Annotated in this window: 14 protein-coding genes; 9 read left to right on the top strand and 5 right to left on the bottom strand. The window is 65.8% G+C overall.

Translation table 11 applies throughout. The annotated features are described in order from the left end of the window. Positions 1–111: 111 nt before the first annotated feature. Positions 112–1,020, bottom strand: a complete 909-nt coding sequence (locus HH213_RS11845; RefSeq protein ID WP_110846151.1) for a LysR family transcriptional regulator — start codon at positions 1,018–1,020, stop codon at positions 112–114. Positions 1,021–1,126: 106 nt separating this feature from the next. On the opposite strand from HH213_RS11845, the gene metE reads away from it, so the two are divergent. From metE to minE, 4 genes are all read left to right on the top strand, one after another. Beyond that, positions 1,127–3,487 carry a 5-methyltetrahydropteroyltriglutamate--homocysteine S-methyltransferase gene (metE, locus tag HH213_RS11840; protein WP_169112375.1) on the top strand — a complete coding sequence of 787 codons (2,361 nt, stop codon included), beginning with the start codon at positions 1,127–1,129 and terminating at the stop codon, positions 3,485–3,487. A 159-nt stretch (positions 3,488–3,646) separates the two neighbouring features. Further along, positions 3,647–4,432 carry a septum site-determining protein MinC gene (gene minC / locus HH213_RS11835; protein ID WP_169112374.1) on the top strand — a complete coding sequence of 262 codons (786 nt, stop codon included), beginning with the start codon at positions 3,647–3,649 and terminating at the stop codon, positions 4,430–4,432. Between the two features lie 27 nt (positions 4,433–4,459). Further along, on the top strand, positions 4,460–5,275 hold the full coding sequence (gene minD, locus HH213_RS11830; RefSeq protein ID WP_110846148.1) for a septum site-determining protein MinD: 816 nt from the start codon (positions 4,460–4,462) through the stop codon (positions 5,273–5,275). Positions 5,276–5,277: 2 nt separating this feature from the next. Continuing rightward, entirely contained in the window at positions 5,278–5,529 is a 252-nt protein-coding gene (gene minE, locus HH213_RS11825; protein WP_072782712.1) for a cell division topological specificity factor MinE, read from the top strand. A 9-nt stretch (positions 5,530–5,538) separates the two neighbouring features. On the opposite strand, the gene HH213_RS11820 is transcribed toward minE, so the two are convergent. Beyond that, entirely contained in the window at positions 5,539–6,051 is a 513-nt protein-coding gene (locus HH213_RS11820) for a hypothetical protein (RefSeq protein WP_169112373.1), read from the bottom strand. A gap of 236 nt (positions 6,052–6,287) precedes the next feature. On the opposite strand from HH213_RS11820, the gene HH213_RS11815 reads away from it, so the two are divergent. The 5 genes from HH213_RS11815 to prmC all read left to right on the top strand — a co-directional run bounded on the left by HH213_RS11815 (position 6,288) and on the right by prmC (position 10,943). Then, on the top strand, positions 6,288–6,977 hold the full coding sequence (locus HH213_RS11815; RefSeq protein WP_110846146.1) for a response regulator transcription factor: 690 nt from the start codon (positions 6,288–6,290) through the stop codon (positions 6,975–6,977). A 100-nt stretch (positions 6,978–7,077) separates the two neighbouring features. Next, positions 7,078–8,352: a glutamyl-tRNA reductase gene (hemA, locus tag HH213_RS11810; protein ID WP_169112372.1), complete on the top strand. Its 1,275-nt coding sequence runs from the start codon at positions 7,078–7,080 to the stop codon at positions 8,350–8,352. Positions 8,353–8,431: 79 nt separating this feature from the next. Further along, positions 8,432–9,511, top strand: a complete 1,080-nt coding sequence (prfA, locus tag HH213_RS11805) for a peptide chain release factor 1 (protein ID WP_110846144.1) — start codon at positions 8,432–8,434, stop codon at positions 9,509–9,511. Positions 9,512–9,651: 140 nt separating this feature from the next. Then, complete coding sequence (locus HH213_RS11800; protein ID WP_110846143.1) at positions 9,652–10,122, top strand: disulfide bond formation protein B; 471 nt, start codon at positions 9,652–9,654, stop codon at positions 10,120–10,122. Further along, on the top strand, positions 10,119–10,943 hold the full coding sequence (gene prmC / locus HH213_RS11795; protein WP_169112371.1) for a peptide chain release factor N(5)-glutamine methyltransferase: 825 nt from the start codon (positions 10,119–10,121) through the stop codon (positions 10,941–10,943). Before HH213_RS11800 ends, prmC begins: the two co-directional genes overlap by 4 nt. Here prmC and HH213_RS11790 read toward each other — a convergent pair whose 3' ends face one another. The 3 genes from HH213_RS11790 to HH213_RS11780 all read right to left on the bottom strand — a co-directional run bounded on the left by HH213_RS11790 (position 10,944) and on the right by HH213_RS11780 (position 25,846). Next, positions 10,944–11,864 (bottom strand): histidine kinase, encoded by a 921-nt coding sequence (locus tag HH213_RS11790; RefSeq protein ID WP_169112370.1) that lies wholly within the window; start codon positions 11,862–11,864, stop codon positions 10,944–10,946. After that, a complete protein-coding gene (locus HH213_RS11785; RefSeq protein WP_308494536.1) occupies positions 11,861–12,694 on the bottom strand; it encodes a response regulator transcription factor in 834 nt (277 codons plus the stop codon). The genes HH213_RS11790 and HH213_RS11785 overlap by 4 nt, the downstream gene beginning before the upstream one ends. Before the next feature lie 117 nt (positions 12,695–12,811). Then, the gene (locus HH213_RS11780; protein WP_169112369.1) at positions 12,812–25,846 is read right to left on the bottom strand and encodes an Ig-like domain-containing protein; all 13,035 of its coding nucleotides are present in this window, start codon (positions 25,844–25,846) and stop codon (positions 12,812–12,814) included. Positions 25,847–25,878 lie beyond the last annotated feature (32 nt).

The following is a 25,878-nucleotide window of genomic DNA, read 5'->3' as shown; positions in this document are numbered from 1 at the left end:
AACAATCGCCAGAGTTGCTAGTCGGGCACTAATCGTATGCGCGGGTTTCAGCGCATACTTTGATGCGCATCAAACCCACGGTATATATTTTGCAGAAACAATAACTATTTGTCACGATAATAATTTGATACCGTCGAGCGAGGCAGCGCATTGCTCACGTATCACGTTGACGAAATCGAGCACGTAGGCTTTGTGCTGTTGCGTCTCGGGCACGGAGACGAACAAGTCGCTCCACAGGCCCTGCTCACCGACCGGGCGGGCGATGACATAGTCGTAATCGACATAGTTTTTGATGGCCCAATTGGGCAGCGCAGCAATGCCACGGCGGCTAGCCACCAATTGCAGCACGGCCACCGTCAACTCGGCCGTGCGGCGCTGGAAGTGGACGTTTGCCGGGTTCAGTACCTCGCGGATCAGGTCGATACGCTCTTCCGGCACCGGATAGGTGATCAGGGTTTCACCTTCAAAATCGGCGGCGCTCAGGCGGCGCTGCTGCGCCAGCCGGTGCTTCTGCGCCATCACCACTAGGATTTCAAAGCGGAACAGCGGGAAGGTGCTGAATTCCGGGCCATAGGCCGAACCGATCACCAGATCGGCTTCGCCGCTGCGCAGCAAATCGGCCGGTTCGCTATGAAAACCGGAGACCAGATCGATTTCGACCTCGGGCCACCGTTTGCGGAACTCGTCCATGACCGGCATCAGCCAGTCGAAACACGTGTGGCACTCCAGCGCTACCCGCAACTGGCCGGTATCTCCCTGCATCAGGCGCGCAACTTCGCGCTCTGCAGTCTCAATTTCCGGCAATAGCAAGTCGGCCAGCTTGAGCAGGCGCGCGCCAGTGGCGGTGAAGCCGATCGGCACCGATTTGCGCTCAAATAGCGGCCCACCGTAGCGATCTTCCAGCAATTTGATCTGATGTGACAAAGCTGACTGGGTCAGGTTGAGCAACTGGGCAGCGCGCACCAGGCTGCCGGCCGAGCGCAAGGCGCTCAAGGTGCGTAAATGGCGTATCTCTAGCATGGTCTATTAATTATTTTCATGTGAACGCGCAAAATCTTTCGTTTTGATTATAGACCGGTTTGCCGCACACTTTATATCACCAATATTAAATGCGGATGACAGCACCATGACCAACACTCATAAAACGATATCTACCCACATTCCAGGCTTCCCGCGCATCGGCGCGGCCCGCGAATTGAAATTTGCGCTGGAGCGTAACTGGCGCGGCGAGTTGTCCGACGCCGAACTGGAAGACGTGGGCCGCGACCTGCGCGCGCGCCATTGGGCCTTGCAGCGCGATGCCGGTCTCGACTTCGTGACGGTCGGCGATTTCGCGTTTTACGACCAGGTAGCCAACCATATCCAGCTGCTGGGCTGCGAACCGGCGCGCTACGGCTTCCAGCCGGACCAGCCGCAACTGAGCCGCTACTTCACCATGGCGCGCGGCCGCGGCGCCGCCAACACCCACGCTGCCCACGCTGATCACGACGCCGGCTGCGGCTGCGGCGCGCGCGACGCCGATGCCCTTCCCGCCGCCGCCGCGCTGGAAATGACCAAGTGGTTCGACACCAACTACCACTACCTTGTCCCTGAATTCACGCCGGAAACCGCCTTCACGCTGGCCTGCGAACGCCTGTTCGACGAAGTCGCCGAAGCTAAGGCACTGGGCCACGCCGTCAAAGCCGCGCTGATCGGCCCGCTGACCTTCCTGTGGCTGGGCAAAGCCAAGACCGACGGCTTCGACCGCCTCTCGTTGCTGGACAAACTGCTGCCCATCTACGGCCAGATCCTGGACCGCCTGAAAGCCCAGGGCGTGCAATGGGTCCAGATCGACGAGCCCATCCTCGGCATCGACCTGCCCGCGCCATGGCGCAGCGCCTTTGAAAACAGCTACTGGCAACTGAACCAGGTCGGCGTTCCGCTGCTGCTGGCCACCTACTTCTCACCGCTGGAAGAAAACCTCAGCCTGGCGTGCCGCCTGCCGGTGGCCGGCCTGCACGTGGATGGCGTGCGCGCACCACAGGAACTGGCCAGCATCGCCGACTGGCTGCCGGTGCACAAAGTGCTGTCGGTCGGCATCGTCGACGGTCGCAACATCTGGCGCACCGACCTCGACGCCGCGCTGGCCGTGCTCCAGCCCATCGTCGACAAACGTGCGGGCAAACTGTGGCTATCGTCGTCCTGCTCGCTGCTGCACGTGCCGTTCACGCTGGCCGCTGAAACCGCGCTGGACGCGGAAACCCGCTCCTGGCTGGCCTTCGCCACCGAAAAACTGGCGGAGCTGAACACGCTCAAACAAGCGCTGCATGCCGACGCCGGTGCCGACACCGCGCTGGCCACTTCCCGCGCCGCCATCGCCAGCCGGCGCGCCAGCCCGCGCGTGCACCAGCAAGCCGTGCGCGACCGCCTGGAACACCTGCCGGCCGGCGCCGACCAGCGCCGCGCTCACTTTGCCGAGCGCCAGGCCGCACAGCGCGCCCGCTTCCGACTGCCCAACTTCCCGACCACCACCATCGGCTCGTTCCCGCAAACGCCGGCCATCCGCGCCGCCCGCGCCAGCTTCAAGCGCGGCGACCTGAGCCTGACCGACTACGAAGCCGCGATGCGCGCCGAAATCGCCGACGCCGTGCAGCGCCAGGAAGCGCTGGGGCTGGACGTGCTGGTCCATGGCGAAGCCGAACGCAACGACATGGTCGAATACTTCGGCGAACAGCTGGACGGTTTCGCCTTCACGCAGCACGGCTGGGTGCAATCCTACGGCTCGCGCTGCGTCAAGCCGCCCATCATCTACGGCGACGTCAGCCGCCCGCAAGCGATGACCGTCAGCTGGACCGTACATGCGCAAAGCCTGACCGGCAAACCGATGAAAGGCATGCTGACCGGTCCCATCACCATCCTGCAATGGTCGTTCGTACGCGACGACCAGCCGCGCGCCCGCACTGCGCTGCAAATCGCACTGGCCATCCGCGATGAAGTGGCCGACCTGGAACATGCCGGCATCGGCATCATCCAGATCGACGAGCCCGCGGTGCGCGAAGGCTTGCCGCTGCGCCGCAGCCGCTGGACCGCCTATCTGGACTGGGCCACGCATGCGTTCCGCGTGTCGGCCAGCGCGGTCGGCGACGCGACGCAGATCCACACCCATATGTGCTACGCCGAGTTCAACGACATCCTGCCGCAGATCGCCGCCATGGATGCCGACGTCATCACCATCGAGACCAGCCGCTCGGACATGGAACTGCTGAACGGCTTCGGCCAGTTCCGCTACCCGAACGAAATCGGCCCCGGCGTGTACGACATCCACTCGCCGCGCGTGCCGGACCAGCAGGAGATGGTGCGCCTGCTGCACAAAGCCAGCGCGGTGATCCCGCCGGCCAACCTGTGGGTCAACCCCGATTGCGGCCTGAAGACGCGCGGCTGGGCGGAAACCGAAAGCGCGCTGCGCAATATGGTGGCGGCCGCCCACCAACTGCGCGCCGTCTATTAAAACCCGGTACAGCGGGGTCTGACCCGTACGGGGTCAGACCCCAGCGCAGGCCGCTGTGCGGGGCGAAATCCCGCACCAGAACTCCACTTTCCGCACTTTCCACAGTAGAATGCTGGTGCCTGCGCATGCGCGCGGGGATAACCCCTGATACTGTCGCCCATGTCCAAGAGCCTGTTTCAAAAGCCCATCGAAATCAAGATTTCCACCGTCGTCGCCGTCTCCGCCATCCTGGCCACCGCTGACCGCATCGCGCTCGACGCCGCGCTGGCCGAAATGACCGGCGGCACCGCCGACTTTTTCGAAGACGACCTGACCGTGATCGACATCGCTGCCCTGCCGGCCGGCTGTGAGCCGATCGACTGGGCCGGCCTGATCACCCTGCTGAAAAAATACCGCCTGAACCCGGTCGCCGTGCGCAACGCGCCGCCGGAAATGGCCGCCGAGATCGCCGCCCATGGCCTCAGCCTGGAAACCGCCGGCGCCAAACCGCGTGAAGACACCGCGTCCACCGCGCCGGCGCCTGCACCAGCGCCAGCGCCAGCCCCGGTGGCGGTGGCCGCCGCCCAGGCCCAGCCGCCTGCCGCCGCCAGCAACGGCACCGACGTCATGATCATCGACACCCCGGTGCGCGCCGGCCAGCGCATTTACGCGCGCGGCTGCGACCTGGTGGTTACCGCCGTGGTCAACAACGGCGCCGAAATCATCGCCGACGGCAGCATCCACGTGTACAACACGCTCAACGGCCGCGCGCTGGCCGGCGCCTCGGGCAATGCCCAGGCCCGCATTTTTGCATTGAACATGTCGCCGGAGCTGGTCTCCATCGCCGGCGTCTACAGCACGTTTGAAGACGGTTTCCCCCAGGAATATGCACGCTCGCCGACGCAAATTCGCCTGGTAGGTGACAGAATCGATATATCATCTGTCAATACGGCTAACCGCGCTTGACGCACCCCTCTCTGAAAAGGATTATTCGTGGCAAGAATTATTGTTGTAACGTCCGGCAAGGGCGGTGTCGGTAAAACCACCTCCAGCGCCAGCTTCTCCACCGGCCTGGCCATGCGCGGCCACAAGACGGCCGTCATCGACTTCGACGTCGGCCTGCGCAATCTCGACCTGATCATGGGCTGCGAACGCCGCGTGGTGTACGACCTGATCAACGTGATCAATAAAGAGGCAACGCTGACCCAGGCGCTGATCAAGGACAAGCACTGCGACAACCTGTTCATCCTGCCGGCGTCGCAAACGCGCGACAAGGATGCGCTGTCGGAAGACGGCGTGGAAGTTGTGCTGCACGAACTGATCAACATGGGCTTCGAATTCATCATCTGCGATTCGCCGGCCGGCATCGAGCACGGCGCGCTGATGGCGCTGACCTTCGCCGACGAAGCCATCATCGTCACCAATCCGGAAGTATCGTCGGTGCGTGACTCGGACCGCATCCTCGGCATCATCCAAGCCAAGTCGCGCCGCGCCCAGACCGGCGGCGAGCCGGTCAAGGAACACCTGCTGATCACCCGCTACTCGCCGAAACGCGTGGAAGCGGACGAGATGCTGTCGTACCAGGACGTGCAGGAAATTTTGCGGATTCCACTGATCGGCATCATTCCGGAATCGGAACAGGTGCTGCATGCTTCGAACCAGGGCAACCCGGCGATTCACTTCAAGGGCACCGACGTTGCGGAAGCCTACGAAGACGTGGTGGCGCGCTTCCTCGGCCAGGAACTGCCGTTGCGCTTTACCACCTATGAAAAGCCAGGCCTGCTGCAGCGTATCTTCGGGAGCAAGTAACCATGGCACTGCTTTCCTTCCTGTTTCCGCCTAAACCCAAAACCGCGACTGCGGCCAAGGAACGGTTGCAGATCATCATCGCGCGCGAGCGCAGCGGCCGCGCCGGTCCGGACTTCCTGCCGGCGCTGCACAAGGAACTGATCGAGGTGATCTCCAAGTACACCAAGGTCAACGCCGACGACATCAAGATCTCGCTGGACCGCCAGGGCAACCTGGAAGTCCTGGACGTCAACGTGGTATTACCTGACGCCTAAATACGTAGCTTAGGCAGGCCGGTGCACGCCGGCCGATAGCAACTCCTGCGCCACCTTGGCGCAGGCTTCCACGTGCTGGTAACCGATCTGGCGGAAAGCGAAAAAACCGATGCCGGCCGACGCCAGCTGTCCGGCCAGCGGCACCAGCTTGCTGGCCTGGCGCGCCACCGCCTTGAAACCGGTGCGGCGCAACACCTGCAAGACCACTTCCCGCGTCACCAGTTTCCCCACCAACATGCCGCCGACGCCGATCGCCGCTTCATAGGCAATCAGCCGGAATTTCGGCTGCATGCGCTCGATCTGCTGTTCGGACAGGCCGAACTCCTGGTTGATGTCGTCAATCAGCAGCGCAAACAGGCGCAGGTCCGACACCACGTCGAGACCAGGCACCGGCACCGCCGAGACGCCAGCCGACAGCATCGCCCGCCGCCGCACCAGCTGGCGGCAACGTTCGCGCACCGCCGCGATGTCGCGTTCCGAGACCGGCACCAGCGCCCAATTTGTGTCTTTTTTGCTGCTCATCACACCTCCTGGGCTGCACTGTAAGTTCTTGCTATTTTTCAACTTCTGCATTGAATTCGGGGTTTTTCCAGTGTACCGTGTAATCAAGATGCGGGTCGGCGCAGTGAAAACAAGCGTTGCAAAGAAATTATGGATAGTGTCGAAAGAAAATATTTTTAGCCTTTTTGCTAATCTATTTGTGAATCTCTGTTATATTTGACGTGACTTCTCCTTAACATTTAACAGCAGGCAACAGCATGAGAATTGCCGTACTCGACAACGATCGCAGTCAAGCCGAACTCATTTGTCAGGTGCTCACCGCAGCCGGCCACATCTGTCACAGTTTCCAGACCGCCAAAGACGTGCTGGCGCAGTTGCGCAAGGACAGCTATGACATGATGATTCTCGACTGGCAAGTGGTCGACCTGGGCGGCGCCGAAGTCCTGCGCCGCGCCAAGGAAAAGCTGCCGGACAACGCACCAGTGCTGTTCCTGACCACCAGCTCGGGCGAGGACGACATCGTGGCCGGCCTGGCGGCCGGCGCCGACGATTACATGATCAAACCGCTGCGCCGCAGTGAAATGGTGGCGCGCGTGCAAGCCCTGCTGCGCCGCGCCTACCCGGCGCAAAACGGCGCCGAACAGCTGCAATTCGGTCAGTACGTGTTTGAAACCCGCCCTGGACGCCTGCTGATGGACGGCATTGTGTTGGATGTGACCCACAAAGAGTTCTATCTGGCACTGTTATTTTTCCGCAACATCGGCCGCCCGCTGTCGCGCGCCTATATCCACGAAGCGGTGTGGATACGCGAAACCGCCGTGCCGTCGCGAACCATGGATACCCACGTTTCGCGCGTCCGCAACAAATTGCAATTAAAGCCAGAAAACGGCTTCCGCCTGGTTCCGGTCTACAGCTACGGTTACCGTCTGGAAAAACTCGGCGCCTGACCGATAGCAAGGGGACTGCTATCGCATTATAGGCAGTCCCACGGGCAACATGATGGCAGTAGGGGTATAATCACCGCATAACCATCAGTCTGGACCCGAAATGCAGCTGCTTGCCGTCGGCCTCAACCACAACACCGCACCGGTCTCGCTCCGCGAGCAGCTGGCGTTCGCCCCTGAGCAATTGGGGCAGGCGGTGGTGGCGGCGCGGTCGTGGTTCGAGCGCATCGACCAGCGTGGCGGCGACGAGGCGGCCATCCTGTCGACCTGCAACCGCACCGAGTTGTACGCCGCCAGCACCGTGCCCGACCCGCTTGACGCCGGCGCCCATTTCCTCGCCGATTTCCACAAGCTGAACTACGCCGAACTGCGCCCGCACCTGTACATGCTGCCGCAGCACGACGCCGTCCGCCACACCTTCCGCGTCGCCTCCGGGCTCGATTCGATGGTGCTGGGCGAGACCCAGATTCTCGGCCAGATCAAGGACGCCATCCGCACCGCCGATGAAGCGGGCGGCCTCGGCACCTATCTGCACCAGCTGTTCCAGCGCTCGTTCTCGGTGGCCAAGGAAGTGCGCAGCACGACGGAGATTGGCGCGCACAGCGTGTCGATGGCGGCCGCAGCGGTGCGGCTGTCGCAGCGCATCTTCGACAAGATCGCCGAGCAGAATGTGCTGTTCATCGGCGCCGGCGAAATGATCGAACTGTGCGCCACCCACTTCGCCGCGCAGAATCCGAAAAGCATCACCATCGCCAACCGCACGCTGGACCGCGGCGAGCTGCTGGCGCACCGCTTCGGCGGCCGCGCCATCCGCCTGGCCGATCTGCAGGACAAGCTGCACCAGTACGACATCGTGATTTCCTGTACCGCCTCGTCGCTGCCGCTGATCGGCCTCGGCATGGTAGAGCGCGCCATCAAGGCACGCCGCCACAAGCCGATGTTCATGGTCGACCTGGCCGTGCCGCGCGATATCGAACCGGAAGTGGCGCGTCTCAACGACGCCTTCCTGTACACCGTCGACGATCTCGGCAAAGTAGTACAGACCGGCCTGGAAAGCCGCCAGGCCGCCGTCGCCCAGGCCGAGGCCATCATCGAAACCCGCGTGCAGTCGTTCATGCACTGGGTCGACGACCGCGCCGTGGTGCCGGTGATCCAGAGCCTGCAGGAAAACAGCGAAGCGCTGCGCCTGCTGGAACTGGAACGCGCCCGCAAGATGCTGGCCAAGGGCGAAGATATCGACACCGTGCTGGAAGCCCTGTCGCGCGGCCTGACCGCCAAATTCATGCACGGCCCGCAGCAAGCGCTGCGCCATGCCCAGGGCGATGAACGCGCCCAGCTGGCGGAGCTGCTGCCACAGATGTTCCGCGGCCGCCGTTAGCTGCACCCGCTCGCGGGTCCGCCTCCCGTTGTTCCCCGCCGCGCCACGCGGCGCCTGCTTCACTCTCACAGAATACGCTATGAAACCATCCATGCTGGCCAAGCTTGACCAACTGGCGAACCGCCTGGTCGAACTCGATGAATTGCTGATGTCCGAAGGTGCTACCGATAACATGGATAGCTACCGCAAGATGACCCGCGAGCACGCCGAAATCGGCCCGCTGGTGGCGGTCTACAAGTCCTACCAGGAAGCGCTGGGCGACATCGCCGCCGCCGAAGAAATGCTGGCCGATCCGGACATGAAGGACTTCGCGCAGGAAGAAATCGAGTCCGCCAAAACCCGCACCGCCGAACTCGACGTCGAGCTGCAAAAAATGCTGCTGCCGAAGGACGCCAACGACGAGCGCAACATCTTCCTGGAAATCCGCGCCGGCACCGGCGGCGATGAATCGGCGCTGTTCGCCGGCGATCTGCTGCGCATGTACACCCGCTTCGCCGAGCGCCAGCGCTGGCAGGTCGAGATGGTGTCGGAATCGGCCTCGGACCTGGGCGGCTACCGCGAGGTGATCGTGCGCCTGGTCGGCAACGGCGTCTACTCGAAGCTGAAATTCGAATCCGGCGGCCACCGCGTGCAGCGCGTGCCGGCCACCGAAACCCAGGGCCGCATCCACACCTCGGCCTGTACCGTGGCGGTGATGCCGGAAGCCGACGAGGTGGAAGACGTCAACATCAATCCGTCCGAGCTGCGGATCGACACCTACCGCGCCTCGGGCGCCGGCGGCCAGCACATCAACAAGACCGATTCCGCCGTGCGCATCACCCACTTGCCGACCGGGATTGTGGTCGAGTGCCAGGACGACCGTTCGCAGCACAAGAACAAGGCGCAGGCGATGAAGGTGCTAGCCACCCGCATCAAGGACGTGCAGCTGCGCGAGGCGCAGGCCAAGGAAGCCGCCACCCGCAAGAGCCTGATCGGCTCCGGCGACCGCAGCGAACGCATCCGCACCTACAACTACCCGCAGGGCCGCATGACCGATCACCGCATCAACCTGACCTTGTACAAGCTGGACTTCATCATGGACGGCGACCTGACAGAGATGACCAATGCGCTGATCGCCGAGCACCAGGCCGAACTGCTGGCGGCGCTGGGCGATAATTAACCCCCTGGCAAAATGGGGTCTGACCCCGACCGGGGTCAGACCCCGGCATGCGGGCCGCGGGGTGGAATTAAGAGCCGTCTAAGGCCAGACAAGCAACATTGTGCGAAAATTGCGCGCATTACCCCTGACCGGATCACCCCATGATACATACCCGCTCCCTGCTGCTGTCCATCGCCGTCGCCGCCTTCGGCCTGATCGGCGTCGCCCTGTACCTGCAGCACGGGCTGGACATGCTGCCTTGCCCGCTGTGCGTGATCCAGCGCTACCTGTTCCTCGCCATCGGCGTGTTCGCGCTGATCGGCGCTTACACCAGCAAGCCGAAAGCGCTGGCCAGCGTCAGCCTGCTGGCCGCGCTGGGCGGCCTCTACACCGCCGGCAAACACCTGTGGGTGCTGGCCCATCCTGGCCTGTCCTGCGGCATCGATCCAGTCGAGACCTTCCTCAACAAAATCCCTACCGCCACTTACCTGCCGTTCCTGTTCAGGGCCGACGGCCTGTGCGAAGATGCGCTGGCGCCATGGTTCGGCCTGTCGATTCCACAGTGGTCGTTCCTGTGGTTCGCGCTGTTCACGCTGGCGCTGGCCTGGGTACTGATCCGCCGCGCAAAATGACCAGCACCATCGGCTCCCTGCAACGCCAGTCCGCGCTCGATCCACTGGATAACCGCGTGCTGTTGTGCCACGCGCTGGGGGTCAACCGCATCGCGCTGATCACCCAGTCGGAACGCGAACTCACCGAAGAAGAAGCGCAGCGCTTTGCCGCCCTGGTGCAGCGCCGCCTGGACGGCGAACCGATCGCCTACATCGTCGGCCAGCGTGAATTTTTCGGCCTGCCGTTCGACGTCAGCAGCGCGGTGCTGATTCCCCGTCCCGACACCGAACTGCTGGTCGAGCTGACGCTCGAACGCACGCCGCGCAACGGCCGCGTGCTGGACATGGGCACCGGCAGCGGCGCCATCGCCGTCTCGGTGGCCCACACGCGGCAGGATGCCGACGTCACCGCGCTGGATGTCAGCGCCGACGCGCTGGCCGTGGCGCAGCGTAACGCCGCCAACAACAACGCCCGCGTCAGCTTCCTGCAAAGCGACTGGTATGGCGCGCTGCAAGGCGCGGCGGAAGCCGACGCGTTCGACGTGATCGCCTCCAACCCGCCTTACATCGCCAGCGGCGACCATCACCTGTCCGAAGGCGATCTGCGCTTCGAACCGGTCGGCGCGCTGACCGACCATGCCGACGGCCTGTCGGCGCTGCGCACCATCATTGCCGGCGCGCAGCCGCACCTCAAGCCGCAAGGCTGGCTGTTAATGGAACACGGCTACGATCAGGCGCAAGCGGTGCGCGAACTGCTCAAGGCGGCCGGCTACAGCGAGGTGCAAAGCTGGCAGGATCTGGCCGGCATCGAACGCGTCAGCGGCGGCAAGCTGCCAGGCTAATCAAAGCCTGATCTGCAAGCGCCGGCGCAAGGCCGACAGCAGCATGGCCGGCGGCGCCGGCTTGTACAGCACCTCGACAAAGTCCATCGGCCGCTGCGGCGGCAGCAGGCCGTGCAGCAGCACCGGCGGCGCATCCTCGCGCGGCCAGATTTCCCACACACTCTCGTCAGCGCACAGGATCAGTGCCGGTTCGCGGTCTTGCGGCTCGTACTGCACGTCGAACTCGGCGCTCTCCAGAATCTCGCTGAGGTAATCCTGCATCGGCTGGTGCGACTCCAGCAGCAGGATGGCGTGGCCGGCGCCGAACGGTTCCGGCCAGTCGAAATGCGGGGTCGGCGGCATCGCATCCTGTTCCTGCGCCAGCGGCGCGCTGATCTCAAACCGCAAGCCATCGCCGCTGTGCTGTAAAACGCCGCCCATGGCGCGCACCAGGTGCGCCGCCACCATCACCCCGGGCAGGATGCGTTCGTCCGCCAGCGTGCCGTTAAAATCGTGCCAGAGGCCGTCCGGTTGGCCGGACTGGAACTGCATGCGCACCGCGTTGCGCGTGCACTGTGCGCGCAACGCCAGCTGGCCGCCCGAGTGGTCGCGCAGCCGCGCCAGCACCTGCCCCAGGCGGCGCGCATCCAGCAGCGCCAAGGCTGGCAGGCCGGCGCCGTCGTGCGATACGTGGCGCATCAAGGCGTGCAGATAGGCCGGCGCCGGCGTCAGTTCGGGCGACTGCAATTCAAAGCGCGCGCATTCCTGCAAGTCGGACAGCCATTCCAGCTGGCGCCGCGCTTCGTCCTCCAGCGCCGCCAAGTCGGCAAAGCCGGTACTGGCGCGGGTGGCGATGCGCGCCAGCGGCGCCCGCAAATCGTGGTGCAAGGCCGCCAGCAGGCGGGCGCGGATACGGGCGGCGTCGCGCTCGGCGTCGCTCACGACGGCAAATCCTGCTCGAAGTCGAACGGCAATGCCTGCTGATTTTCAACCACCGGCCCATGCTGGCGTATCCCCTGCCGGTACGCGCTGGGCGTGGCGCCGGCCTGTTCGCGAAAGGCGGTGGCGAAATTGGCGGCGCTGCTAAAACCGGTCTGTTCGGCGATCTGCTGCACGCTCAAATCGGTATCGGCCAGCAGCTGGCGGCCGCGCCGGATGCGCGCCTCGCCGAGGTAGGTGAACACCGTCATGCCGGCATGGCGACGAAACGCCTGCGACAGCCGCTTCTCGTGGGTGCCCAGCGCGCGGGCGATGCCGGCCAGCGTCAGCGGCGCACCCAAGTTGTCGTTGATCAGGCGCATGGCGGCCATCGCCACCACTTCGTCCGGATCGTGCGGCGCGTCCGCCGCAGCAGGCGGTGGCGGCGGTCCGGCCTTGCGCAGCCCGGCCAGCTCCAGGTGAATGCGCACGCGCGCGAACACCTCGGCCGGATGATAGGGCTTGGCGACGAAATCGACCCCGCCCATCGCCAGCCCAGCCACGCGTTCATCCGGCTCGTCCAGAGCGCTGAGAAAGATCACCGGGATCGCCCGCGTCACCGGGTTCGCCTTCAGCAGCCGGCAGGCGGCAAAACCGTCCATGCCGGGCATGCGCACGTCGAGCAGGATCAGGTCCGGCGGCGACGCCAGCGCCGCCTGATACCCCGCCATGCCATCGCTGGCGGTGCGCACGTGATACAGCTGGCGGCGCAGCAAATCGGTCAGGAAGCGTAACTCCTCCCGTTCGTCATCGACGATCAGGATGCCCGGCCGTGCTTGTTCGGTTGTGGTCAAGGCAAGAATGGTGCGCCCCCTATTCAGGAACTAGCGCCCCATTATGCGGCCGTTTTTTTTCAAATTGTCGAGTTCGTCTTCCGGCAAAACCGCTGCCACGCCTTTCAGAATGGCAATTTACAAGCTACCCACCAGGCTCATGCCGTTGGCGCCGAACTGGCTGCCCACCAGCGTGACGTCGTGCGCCATGGCGATGGTCAGGTCATAGCGGCTGTGGTTGTCCAGATAGCCGTCCCACTTGGCCAGTGCCGCGCTGTCGGCCTGCAGCCCGATATTGTGGTACAGCTGGGTGATGAGGGCGTTATCGTCCAGCACGCCGAAGCGGTTCTGGAACTCAGCCGAATCGATGAAGCCGGCGCCCAGCGCACTGCCCTGCGGGCCCGCCTCCAACCAGTTCATGAAACCAGCCAGGTCGCCGGCACGCCCCAGCGTCAGGTGGTACAGCATGCCCAGTTCCTGCAGCCTGCCAGCGCCAGCCTGGGTAAAGCTGAGGTCGCGCGTGACGCCGTTGAATTCGCCCAGTTCAATCTGGCGGATGGTGTCAATGCCGCCGTCCTGCTCGGCGACCATGACATCGCCGCCCTTGCTCAGCGACAGGCTGTACTGGCTGGCAGCACCGCTGTAGACGATGGTGTCGGTGCCGTCGCCGCCCACCAGCAGGTCGTTGCCGGCGCCGCCTTCCAGCCGGTCGTCGCCGGAATTGGCGATCCAGCCCTGCTCCTGCGTCAACAACTGGCCGCCCAGCGCCAAGCCGTTACCGGTGTCGTAGGCGGTGCGGTGCGCGCTGCTGAGGGCAATATCGACAAACACGCCGACGCGGGTGGCCAGGTCGCCGTTGGCGGCCGCATCCAGCCGCGTCAGGTACGGCGCCAGCGCGCTGGCGTCCGGCGTGGTGCCCAAGGCGTTATGCAACAAGGTCGCCACGTAGTCGTGGTTGCTGAGCTTCATGATGCCGTTGGTCGATTCGGGTGCCATTAAGATCCCCTCGGCCTGCTGCTGCACACTGAGTTCGTGCCGGACCCAGTTGTTCAGCCCTTCCAGGTCGGGCGCGCGGTCGAAGGCCGCGTGGTACATCAGCGACAGCATGTCGAGCTTGGCGGCGCTGCCGCTGACAAAATTCAGGATCGCTTCGCTCTGGTTCATTTCCGCCGCCGTCAGCGTTTCGGTGCCGGTGGCGTTGGCCAGCGCGGTCTGGTGGATGCCGACCACCTTGCCGTCCTTCAGGTAGAACTGCCATTGGCCGGTATCGCTGCGGCCACCTTGCAGGACGTCGTCGCCGGTGCCGCCATGCAGTGCATCGTTGCCGCCGCCGCCTGCCAGCTTGTCGGCGCCATCGCCGCCGTTCAGGTAGTCGTTGCCGGCGGCCGTGATCAGGATGTCGTCGCCGCCGTTGCCGTACAGCGTGTCGTTGTCACTGCCGGTGGTCAGCACGAAGCGCTGCGCCTCGCCGTCGCCGATGAAGAAGTTGTCGCCGGCGCCGCCGGTCACCGTGGCCGCGCCGATGATGGCGGCAAAGTGCACATCATCCAGTTGCAGCCCGATGCCTTGCGGCAGTGCGCGGGCGTCGATCACCAGCGCGGTGGCGGTGTTGTCCGGTACCGTCGCGTGCTGGACATGCCCGCCGCTGGCCACCACCAGGTCGCTGCCGTCGACCATCACCACGCCGGCGGCCGCGTTGCTGGCCGCACTCATGGTCAGGGTGGCGTGTTGCAACAGCACGTTCGGCGCCAGGCCGGCCAGGAATTCCTGCGCCTGCGCCTCCATCGCCACCCGGGTGGCCTGGCCGGCCGCCGTATGGTCGTCGATGCGGCCGATCAGATCGGTCAAGGCCATGCTGCCGCTCAGCAGCGACGCTGGCCCAGCCGCCTCGAAGCCGACGCCCACCGGCAGGCTGACCACCAGGCTGGTGCCCGGATTGCCGCCGCTGGCGGCAATCCCGATCGGGATATCGGCCAGGTTGGCATGCTCGGTGCTGGTGTCTTCCGGCCGGCTGTTGGTGATAGTCGGCACATTGATGGTGCGGGTCGCCAGGCCGGTGCGAGCGTCGATGCCGGTCACGGTGGTCAGCTGCACGCCATCCACGGTCGACGGCGTGCCCGGATTGGTGGGCGGCGGGTTGGTGTTGACGCTGACCACCAGCGGCGCCGAGGCGATATTGCTGTTGCCGGCCGCATCGGTGAACAGGTTGCCGCCGACGTTGACCGTAATCGGCGTGGTGCTGTTGGCCGGCGGTGTGACGATCACCGTGTAGGTGCTGCCGCTGCCGCTGAAGCCGGTAATGGTGCCGCCGGTGACCACGACGTTACCCTGCGTCAGTACGGCCGGATCGCTGAGCGTCAGCGTGATGGTGGCGGAGCCGCCCTGGCCCACCGCGCCGCTGCTGGTGGCGGTGACGGTCGGCGCGCTGGTATCCACCGTGTACTGCACCGAATGGGCGGCGCTGATGTTGCCGGCCGCGTCCGACACGCGCACCACCATCATGCGCGTGCCCAGCGCCAGCGTGTGCGACAGCGACCAGGTAGTGCCGCTGACCGTCGCCACCTGCCAGTTCAAACCGCCGTCGAGCGAGACCTGCACCACTTCGCCAGCCGCCAGCGGCGCGCTGAGGTTGCCACTCAGCAGTTGGGACGGATTGTTGGTGATCAGGTCGCCACCAGTGCCGCTATCGTTGGAGAACGTTACGCCGCCGCTGGCTGCAGCAGTCGGCGCCACGGTATCGATCTGCAGCGCTGGGATGCTGCCGCTGTTGCCGCTGTTGCCGGCCGTGTCGGTGTAGCCGTTGACCGTGATGGTGGCGGTGCCCGACGCGACGCCCGGTGTTGGCGTAAAAGTCGCAGTGAAGACCTTGGGATCGCTGGTCGGCGTCAGCGTGCCGAGGCTGCCGCCGGCGACGATGATGTTGCTGCTGCTAAAGCCTGATGGAGGTTCGGAGAAAGTAAAGGTGATCTCCGCCGGCGTCACGCCGTTGGCCACCGCCATATTGCTGCTGATGGTGACTGTCGGCGCCGTTTGGTCGAAGACGTAGGGCGTCACGGTGGCGGGGCTGAAGTTGCCGGCCGCATCGGCCACGCGCACCTGCATCACGCCGCTGCCGGTCAGCGTGTGCGCCAGGCTCCAGCCGCTGCCGCTAACGGTGGCGTTCTGCCAGCTGACGCCGCCGTTAAACGACACCTGCACCACTTCGCCGGCCGCCAGCGGCGCCGACAGGTTGCCGCTGACGGTTTGCGTTGGATTGGAGGTGATCAGGTCGCCGACAACGCCGGTGTCGTTGGAGAACGTCGGCACGCCGGTGGCGGCCGACAGCGGCGCCAGCGTATCGAGCGCCAGCGTCGGCGCGATGGAGCCCAAACCGCCGTTGCCGGCGGCGTCGCTGTACACACTTGGCGCCACGCTGATGACCGCGCTGGCGGTGTTGACGCCCGGCGTCGGCGTGAACACCGCGGTGTACACCAGCGGATTGGCGGTAACGCCGAAGCCGCTCAGCGTGCCGCCGGCAACAGTGACGTCGCCGGCCGCAAAGCCAACCGGCAGTTCGCTGAAGGTGAAGGTGATCAGCGCCGTGTCGCCGATCTTCAGCGAGGACAGGCTGCTGCTGATGGTCAGCGTCGGCGGCGCCGCGTCAACGCTGATGGCGCCGCTGGTGGCGCCGGCGCCGGCGTTGCCGGCGGTGTCGGTATAACTGCCGGCCAGCAGCGACACGCCAGCCGGCAGGCTGTAGCCGGCCGTCGGCGTGAACACAGCCGTGTAAACCAGCGGATTGGCGGTGACGGTGAAGCCGGTGATGTTGCCGCTGCCGGGCGGCACCACGATGTCGGCGGCGCTGAAGTTTTGCGGCAGTTCGTTGAAGGTGAAGGTGATGGTGGCGCTCTCGCCGGCCTTCAGCGTGGCGACGTTGGAACTGATCGCCACCGTCGGCGGCGTGACGTCGATCGCATAAGCGGCCGAGTAGGCGGCGCCGTGGTTACCGGCCGCATCGGTCACGCGCACTTGCAGCGTGCCGTTACCGCTCAGGAACAGCGGCGCCGCCAGCGTCCAGCTGGCGGCGCCCACCGGCGCTACCGCATTGACCCAGTTCAGGCCGTTGTCGGACGACACCTGGACCACCTCGCCGGTCTGCACATTGGCGTCCAGCGTGCCGTGCACCGTTTGCAGCGGCGTGGTGGTGATCAGGTCGTTCGGCAAGCCGGTATCGCTGCTGAATTCCACCGTGGCAATGCCGGTATTCGGCGCCTGGGTACTATAGTTGATCGGCGTGATGGCCGACGCGGCGGCGGGGTTGCCGGCGGCGTCGAGGAAGCCGCCGGCCGCCACCACGATGGTGCCGGTGCCTGCCGACACGCCCGGCGTCGGCGTAAACAGCGCGGTGTACACCAGCGGATTGGCGGTCAGGCCGAAGCCGCTCAGCGTGCCGCCGCCGACGGTGATGTCGTTCAGCGCAAAGCCGACCGGCAATTCGCTGAAGGTGAAGGTGATGGTGGCCGATTCGCCGATCTTCAGGCTGGCGGCGCTGCTGGCGATGCTCAGCACGGGCGGCTGCGTATCGACCGTGATCAGCGGCGAGACGGCGGCGCCGCCCAGGTTGCCGGCCAGGTCGGAATACAGGCCGGGCGCCAGGGTCACGCCGGCGCCCCCGCCGGCCAGTCCTGCCGTCGGCGTGAGCAGCACCGTGTAGACCAGCGGCGAGACGGCGGTAAAGTTGGTCAGCGCGCCGTTGACAGCCACCAGGTCGCCCACCGCAAACCCGACCGGCGCTTCGCTGAAGGTGAAGGTCAGCGTGGCCGCTTCGCCGCCCTTGAGCGTGGTGGCGTTGCTGGTGACGGTCATGGTCGGCGCCACCAGGTCCAGCACATAGCCGGCCGAGAAAGCGCTGCCGTGGTTGCCGGCGGGGTCGCTGACGCGTACCTGCAGGGTGCCGCTGCCGTTCAGCAGTTGCGGCGTCAGCGCCCACTGGCCGGGACCAGTGGACAGTGCGGTCAGCCAGGTGGTGCCGTTGTCCAGCGAAACCTGCACGTATTCGCCGGCGCCTACCGGCGCGCTCAGCGTGCCAGTGATGACTTGCGAGACGGCGTTGGTCACCAGGTCGCCAGGGACGCCGTTGTCGGCCGAGAAGGCGACCGTCAGGCCGCTGGCGGTCGGCGCCAGCGTGTCGAGCGCGATCGGCGCGCTGCTGACCGTGGCGCCGTTGTTGCCGGCGGCGTCCGCGTAGACGCTACCGGCCACGCTGATGACGGCATTGCCGCTGGCGATGCCGGCGCCGGGTGTGAAGGTGGCGGTGTACACCAGCGGGTTGCTGGTGGCGGTGAGGCCGCTCAGCGCGCCGTTGCTGGCGCTGATGCTGCCCAGCGCGAAATTGCTCGGCGCATCGCTGAAGGTGAAGGTGACGGTGGCCGTTTCGCCCACCTTGAGCGCAGTGGCGCTGCTGGTGATGGCCAAGGTCGGCGCCAGCGTGTCGACGCTGATCGATGGCGAGCTGCCGCCGCTGCCATCGTTGCCGGCGGTGTCGGTGTACAAGTTGTTGCCGAGCGTGACGCTGGCGCTGCCGTTAAAGCCCGGCGTTGGCGTCAACACCACCGTGTACACCAGCGGATTGGCAGTGGCGGCGAAGCCGCTCAGCGTGCCGCCGCTGGCGATCAGGTCACCCAGCGTAAAGCCGGACGGCGCCTCGCTGAAGGTGAAGCTGATGGTTGCGCTCTGGCCGGCCTTGAGGGCGCTGGCGTCGCTGCTGACGGCCACCGTCGGCGCGGTGGTGTCGAGCAGGTAGTTGTGGATGCCGACCGCGCCATGGTTGCCGTTGGCGTCGCTGACGCGCACCTGCAGCGCGCCGTTGCCGTTCAGCGTCTGGCCGAACAGCGACCACGAGGTGCCGCCCACCGTGGCGTTGGCGGTGATCCAGCTGGCGCCGTTGTCGAGCGAAACTTCCACCACATCGCCGGCGGCCAGCACGCCGCCATTCAGCGTGCCGGCGATGTTTTGCGCGGCGGTACGGGTGATCAGGTCGGTGCTGCTGCTGCCGGTGTCGGCCGAGAACAGCACGCTGCCGCTGCCCAGCAACGGCGCCAGTGTATCGATGCTGATACCGGGCGAGACGCCGGCGTTGCCGCCATTGCCGGCCGCATCGGCATAGGCGCCGGCCGCCACGCTGATCACTGCGCTGCCGCTGGCCACATTGGCGGCCGGCGTGAACACGGCGGTGTACACCAGCGGATTGGCGGTCTGCACCAGGTTGCTGACGGCGCCGTTGGTGGCGCTGATGTCGCCCAGCGTGAACGCGGCCGGCGTCTCGCTAAAGGTGAAGGTGATGATGGCCGTGCCGCTGGCATTGAGCGTCAGGGCGCTGCTGTTGATGAGCAGCGACGGCGCCAGCGTGTCGATGGCGATCGCCGCCATGCCGCCGCCCACGCCCAGGTTGCCCAGGCTGTCGGTATAGCTGCCGCTAATCACGCTGATGGTGCCGCTGCCGTTGGCAATCCCGGCGCCGACGTTGAACACGGCCGTGTACACCAGCGGATCGGCGGTAGCCGTCAGCGGGCTGAGCGTGCCGCCGCCGACCACGATGTCGTTGAAGCCGAAGCCGGTCGGCGCGCTGCTGAACTTGAAGGTGATGTTGGCGCTATCGCCTGCCTTCAGGGCGCTCACGTCGCTGGAGATGGCCACGCCCGGCGCCACGGTGGCGTAGGTGATGGTCGGCGTCGCTCCGGCCTGGCCGTTATTGCCGGCCAGGTCGGTGTAAGCGCCGGACGCCACCGTCACCGAGCCGACGCCGGCCGCCTGCCCGGCCGTCGGCGTAAATACGGCGGTGTACACCAGCGGATTGGCGGTGGCGGTAAAGCCGGTCAGCGTGCCGCCGCTGACCGAGACGCTGCTGGCGCTGAAGCCGACCGGCGCTTCGCTGAAGGTAAAGGTGATCAGCGGCGCGTCGGCGCTGTTGAGCACCGATTTGCTGGTGCTGATCGCCAGCGTCGGCGCAGTCTGGTCCAGCGTGTAGGCGGCGCTGTAGGCGGCGCCGTGGTTGCCGGCGGCATCGCTGACGCGCACTTGAATATTATGGCCGGCGCCGGTGCTCAGCGTTTGTCCACCCAGGTTCCAGCCGTTGCTGCCAGCGCTGGCGCTGGCCGAGATCCAGCTGACGCCGTTGTTGAGCGAGACTTCCACCGTCTCACCAGAGACCAGATTGGCGCTGAGCGTGCCGCTGAGGTTTTGCGCCGCCACATTGGTGACCAGGTCGGCCGCGCCGCTGTCGCTGGAGAACACCACGCTGGCACCGGAGGTCAGCGGCGCCTGGGTGTCGACGCCGATGCCGGGCGAGGTGGCGCCGCCGCCGGCGTTGCCGGCCTTGTCGGTATAGCTGCCGGCGGTCAGCGTGATGCTGTCGGTGACGCCGTTGACGCCCACCGCCGGCGTGTAGGTGGCGGTGTAGACCAGCGGATTGGCGGTCGCGGTCAGGTTGCTCAGCACGCCGTTGGCAGCGCTGATGTCGCTCAGGTCGAAGCCGCTCGGCGCCTCGCTGAAGGTGAAGGTGATGGTGGCCGTCTCCCCAACCTTGACGGCGGCGACATTGCTGCTGATGATGGCGGTCGGCGGCGTGTTGTCCAGCACGTAGCTGACCGAATAGCTGACGCCGTGGTTGCCGGCGGCGTCGGTCACGCGCACTTTCAGCGTGTCGCTGGCGGTCAGGGTCTGGCTGCTCAGCGACCAGGCGCTGCCGGCGCCGGTGGCGGTCGTCCAGCTGGCGCCATTGTCCAGCGAGACTTCCACATACTCGCCGCCGCCCAGCGGCGCGGCCAGCGTGCCGCTGATGGTCTGGGCGCTGGCGTTGGTGACCAGGTCGATGTTGCTGCTGCCGCTGTCGGCCGAGAACACTACGGTGCTGGCGACTGCGGTTGGCGACTGCGTATCGATGGCGATCGGCGGCGTCAGCGCACCGCCGGTCGCATTGCCGGCCGTATCGGTGAAGGCGCCGGCCGCGATGGTGATGCTGGCCGCCGTGTTCTGGATGCCGGCGGTCGGCGTGAAGGTGGCGGTATAGACCAGCGGATTGGCGGTCACCGTGAGTCCGCCCAGCGTGCCGCCGGCGGTGACCACATCGCCGGCGGTAAAGCCGACCGGCAGTTCGCTGAAGGTGAAGGTGACGGTGGCGGTCTCCCCGGCCTTGAGCGCCGTCACATTGCTGGTGATGGCGACGGTCGGCGCCAGCGTATCGATATTGATCACCGGACCGGTGGCGCCGCTGCCGCTGTTGCCGAACGCATCGGTATAGGCGCCGGCGCCGACGCTGATGTCGGCCGTGCCGCTGCCAACGCCGGCGGCAGGCGTGAACACCGCCGTGTACACCAGCGGATTGGCGGTGGCGGTAAAGCCGCTCAACGTGCCGTTGTTGTGGACGATATCGCTGGCGGTAAAGCCGGTCGGCGGCGTGCTGAAAGTGAAGGTCAGTGTGGCCGCCTCGCCCGACTTGAGCGCCACATCGTCGGCGCTGATCAGCAGCGACGGCAGCGTGGTGTTGATGGCGATCGGCACGGTCAGGCTGGCCTGGCCGTTGTTACCGGCCGCGTCGATATAGCCGCCGGCGTTGACCTGCACGGTGGCGACCACGCCCAGCTGGCCGGCGGCCGGCGTGAAGGTGGCGGTGTACACCAGCGGATTGCCGGTGGCGGCCAGGCCGCTGATGCTGCCGCCGGTGACGGTCAGCGACGAAGCGCTGAAATTGGACGGCGCTTCGCTGAAGGTGAAGGTCAGCGTGGCGCTCTGGCCGGCGCGCAATACGCCGAGGTCGCTGGAGGCCAGCACGGTGGGCGCGGTGGTGTCCAGCACATAGGCCGTGCCGGCGGTGGCGCCATGGTTGCCGGCAGCGTCGTTGACGCGCACCTGCACCGTATTGCTACCGGTCAGCGTGACGCCGGCCAGACTCCAGTTGGCGCTGCCGACGCTGCTGCCGGCGTTGCTCCAGGTGGCGCCGTTGTCGAGCGACACCTGCACCGTTTCACCCGACACCAGCGCCGCGTTCAGCGTGCCGCTGACGGTCTGCGCCGCGGTGCGCGTGATCAGGTCAGTGTTGCTGACGCCGGTATCGCTGGAGAAGCTGAAGGTGGCGCCGGTGGTGGTCGGCGCCACCGTGTCGATGCTGACCGACGGCGACGGCCCGGCCGTGCCGCTGTTGCCGATCAGATCGGTATAGCTGCCGCCGGCCACGGTAATGCTGGCCGCGCCGCTGGCGATGCCGGCCGACGGCGTGAACACCGCCGTGTACACCAGCGGATTGGGGGTGGCCGTGAAACCGCTCAGTACGCCGCCGTTGACCGTCACGTCGCCAGCGACGAAGCCCAGCGGCGCTTCGCTGAAGGTGAAGGTGATGTTGGCCACGCTGCCGGCATTCAGCGAGGCCAGGTCGCTGGTGATGACCAGCGTCGGCGCCTTGGTGTCGACCAGGATCAGCGGCGTCACGCCGCTGCCGCCCAGGTTGCCCAGGCCGTCGGTGTAGCTGCCGCTGGCGACCGTGATGGTGGCCGGCGCGCTGACGTTGGCGCCCGGTGTGAACAGCGCGGTGTAGACGCTGCCGCCCTGGTAGGTCAGGCCGCTGAGGGTGCCGCCGCTGACGCTGATATCGTTGGCGGCAAAGCCGGTCGGCGGGCTGGTGAAGGTAAACGTGATGTTGGCGGTTTCGCCGCTTTTCAGCGTGGCCGCGTCGCTGGTGATCAGCACGCTCGGACCCAGCGTGGTGATCGAGATCGCCGCCGAGGTGGCGCCGCTGCCGTTGTTGCCGGCCAGGTCGGTATAGCTGTTGTTGGTCAGCGTGACATTGCCCAGCAAGCCGCTGAGGCCGGAATTCGGCGTGAATTCCACCGTGTACACGCGCGGATTGGCGGTGGCCACCAGGTTGGCCAGCGTGCCGCCGTTGGCGGTCAGGTCGCCGAGCGCCAGGCCGTCCGGGGTTTCGCTGAAGGTCAGCGTGATCACCGCACTCTCGCCGCTCTTCAGCACGCTGACGTTGCTGCTCAGCGACACGGTCGGCGCGGTAGTGTCCAGCTGGTAGGCGCTGCTGGCGGCAGCGCCGGCGTTGCCGGCCGCATCCACTACGCGCACTTGCAGCGTATTGCTGCCGGTCAGGGTCTGGCCGGCCAGCGACCAGGCCGCGCTGCCGCTGCTGCCGCTGGCGGTGACCCAGGTGCTGCCGTTGTTGAGCGAGACTTCCACATGCTCGTCGGTCCCCAGGTTGGCGCTCAGCGTGCCGCTGATGGTTTGCGCCGCTGTTTTGGTGATCAGGTCGGTCGGGCTGGCGCCGGTGTCGGCCGAGAACGCCACGCTGGCCGAGGTGGTGGTCGGCGCCGTGTTGTCGATCGAATAGCTGGCACTCAGCGGCGTGCTGCTGCCGCCCGGATTGGTCACGCGCACCTGCAAGGTGCCGGCGCCGCTCAGCGTCTGGCCGTTCAGCGCCCAGCTGGTGGAACCGGTGGCGGCAGTGGCGGTAGTCCAGGAGGTGCCGTTGTCGAGCGACACTTCAACCTTTTCGTTGCTCAGCAGCGCACTGCTGAGCGTGCCGGTAATATTCTGCGCGGCGGTCTGCGTGATCAGGTCGGTATTGCTGATGCCGGTATCGGCCGAGAACGTCACGCCCAGCGCGGTGGTGCCGCTCGGCACCGCCGACACCACGGTGGTGCCGCTGTTGCTGACGATGACGCTGCCGTCGTTGATCGAGACGGTAAACGTGGTGGTGGCGCTGACGCCGGCCGCGCTCTTGAAGATCAGCGCCTGCAAGGCTGCCTGCGCAGCGCCGGGCGCCGCTGAAGACAAGGTGTAGGTCACACCGCCATCGGTGGTGACAAAGCCGGACGCGCTCAGCGACGCCGGCGTGAATGCGCCTTTGGTGGCGCTGTCCGGCGTAATCGTGACGATCACCGACGCGCCGACATCCGGATCGCTCAGCGTGATGGAGGAGAACGGATGCAGCGTGCCGCCGGCGGTGACGTTCTGCGCCGCCGCCGTGCCGGCCAGCACCGGTGCATCGTTGACCGAGGTGGCAGTGATGACGGTGGAAGTATTGGTGACGGCGGCGCCGTTGGCGTCGGTGGCCACCATGGTAAACGTGGTGTTGATGTTGACACCCACCGCCGCCTGGTTAGCGGTCGGCGTGAAGGTCAGCGCCTTCAGCGCGGTGGTCAGCGCGGCCGGCGTGGTGGCGCTCAGCGTGTAGCTGCCGTTGCTGCCGGACAGGCCGGCGCCGCTCAGCGTGCCGTTGGCGGCGTTGAAGCTGATCGTCATGCTGACGTTGTCGCCGTTGACATCGGCCACGGTGACGCCGGCAAACGGCTTGATGGTGGCGTTGTCGCCGACGCCGGCGGTGGCCGTACCGGTGATGGTCGGCGGGCTGTTGCTGGTGTTGTTGACCACCACGATGGCGGCGCTGACAGCGGTGTTGGCATTGCCGATCACGCTGTTCCAGTCATCCCCCGCCGACAGTGTGTAGGCGGTGCCGCCGGCCGAGATGCTGCCGTTCTTGTTCAGCAGCGCTTCGACCGCCGCGATGTCGGACCCCGACAGCGTGACCGAGAACGAGGTCGAACTGTTGACCTCGACATTGCTGCTGGTGTTCAGGAAGCGCGTGGCGCCGCCCTCGCCAGTCAGGCCCAGCTTGGCGACGGTGATGTCGTTGTTGGCGCCGACCACGCCCACCAGATTGGCGCCGGTGACCGTCAGCACATGGGTGGCAGCGTTGTAGCTGGCCGAGCTGATGGTCGGCAGCTGCACATTGGTGACCGCGATCGGATTACCGGTCAGGTCGACGCCGTTGCTGAGGTTGCCGTCCCAGTTGGCGGCCGCCGCAACGTTAAAGGTGGTGCCGTCTACACTGGCGGCGCCGTTGTTGTTCAGCAGACCGTTGACGGCCAGCTTGTCGGCCGCGTTCAGCGTGATCGAGGCCGCCGTGGTGCTGCTGGCGCTGACCACCGACGACGTCAGCGTGTAGCTGGCGCCATTGGCGCCGGTGATGGTCAGCTTGGTGGGATCGATGGCGTCGCCGGCGCGGATGCCGACCGCCGTCAGACTCAGCACACCGCTGCCGGCGTTGTAGGCGGCCGAGGTGATGCTGTTGGCGGCGCGCGCATTGGCGATTTGCAAATCGTCGATGGCGATCTCAAAGCCCAGCGGGTTGACGATGCGGATGCCGTAGATGCCCTTGAAGTTGGCCATCGAATCGAAATTCAGCAGGCCATATTCATTGATGAGCAAGCTGGTCAGCGAGACGCCGACGCCGGTCGGCTGGTAATTGGCGTCCAGCGCGTAGACCGTGTAGATCACCGTGCCCAGCAGGTTACCCAGCAGGCTGCCGCTACCCAGGTTGAGGCTGACGGCATCGAACACGCCGCTGTTGGCGCGCAGGTCGACGTAGCTGACCGGCGACAGCAGCGAGCCGTTGACAGTCAGGCGGTCGTCGCTGAGCGGAATGCCGATCAGATTGCTGCCATTGACGTTGACCACCTGCACCCCGCCGCCATTGGTGCTCTGCGCGTACAAGTCCAGCCCGAGGCCGAGGATGTTATCGGCATGCACGACGGTACCGGCCGCCAGCCCGGTGGCGTTGAGCAGTGTGACGTTGGCGTTGGTGCTGAAGGTGATGGTGCCGTTGCTGCCGTTGTTAACCAGCGCCAGGTCGGCGGCATAGGCTTGCTCGGCTTCCACGGTCAGCGCGGCAGCGGCCTCGATGGCGCCGCTGTGGTATTCCAGGTTCCAGTTGCCATGCACGCCGGTGGTGTCGGTCGAGGCCGCCACGTCAGCGCCGCTGACGTAGGCCAGCGCATCGACAAAGCTCTGGCCGGTCACGCCGGCGGCGACGTCGCAACCGAACAGCAGCAGGTCGCCATCGGCGGACAGGGCGGCGCCCCATTCACGCACGGCGGCCTGATAATCCTCGAGGTGGGCGCTGTCGAGTATGGTGTTACCGAGTTGCAATTGGCCGGCCGCGCCGTGCGACACAATCTGGATGCTGTCCAGGCTTTCATGGTTGCGCAGCACGGTGGCGATTTGCTCGACGCCGTCGCGCCATGAAGCCAGTTTCACGACCAATACATCATCGGCAACGCCGGCTGCTAGCGCGTCGGCATTGACCACGCTGGCGTCGATGAATAGCACTGAGCTATAGGTTCGGTTAGGGCTGCTCATATTGCTTCTCCGCATCATTCTTGCCGATAACT

Source organism: Duganella dendranthematis (genome assembly GCF_012849375.1).
In the GTDB taxonomy this organism is placed as follows: Bacteria; Pseudomonadota; Gammaproteobacteria; order Burkholderiales; family Burkholderiaceae_D; genus Rugamonas; species Rugamonas dendranthematis.
The sequence above is the reverse complement of the archived record's forward strand: the minus strand, read 5'-3'. Positions and strand labels throughout refer to the sequence as shown.

Coding starts and splice junctions, on each gene's coding strand:
- HH213_RS11780 (WP_169112369.1), bottom strand. CDS start 25,846: ATGAGCAGCCCTAACCGAACCTATAGCTCAGTGCTATTCATCGACGCC.
- HH213_RS11815 (WP_110846146.1), top strand. CDS start 6,288: ATGAGAATTGCCGTACTCGACAACGATCGCAGTCAAGCCGAACTCATT.
- hemA (WP_169112372.1), top strand. CDS start 7,078: ATGCAGCTGCTTGCCGTCGGCCTCAACCACAACACCGCACCGGTCTCG.
- HH213_RS11845 (WP_110846151.1), bottom strand. CDS start 1,020: ATGCTAGAGATACGCCATTTACGCACCTTGAGCGCCTTGCGCTCGGCC.
- HH213_RS11820 (WP_169112373.1), bottom strand. CDS start 6,051: ATGAGCAGCAAAAAAGACACAAATTGGGCGCTGGTGCCGGTCTCGGAA.
- metE (WP_169112375.1), top strand. CDS start 1,127: ATGACCAACACTCATAAAACGATATCTACCCACATTCCAGGCTTCCCG.
- prmC (WP_169112371.1), top strand. CDS start 10,119: ATGACCAGCACCATCGGCTCCCTGCAACGCCAGTCCGCGCTCGATCCA.
- HH213_RS11800 (WP_110846143.1), top strand. CDS start 9,652: ATGATACATACCCGCTCCCTGCTGCTGTCCATCGCCGTCGCCGCCTTC.
- minE (WP_072782712.1), top strand. CDS start 5,278: ATGGCACTGCTTTCCTTCCTGTTTCCGCCTAAACCCAAAACCGCGACT.
- minC (WP_169112374.1), top strand. CDS start 3,647: ATGTCCAAGAGCCTGTTTCAAAAGCCCATCGAAATCAAGATTTCCACC.
- prfA (WP_110846144.1), top strand. CDS start 8,432: ATGAAACCATCCATGCTGGCCAAGCTTGACCAACTGGCGAACCGCCTG.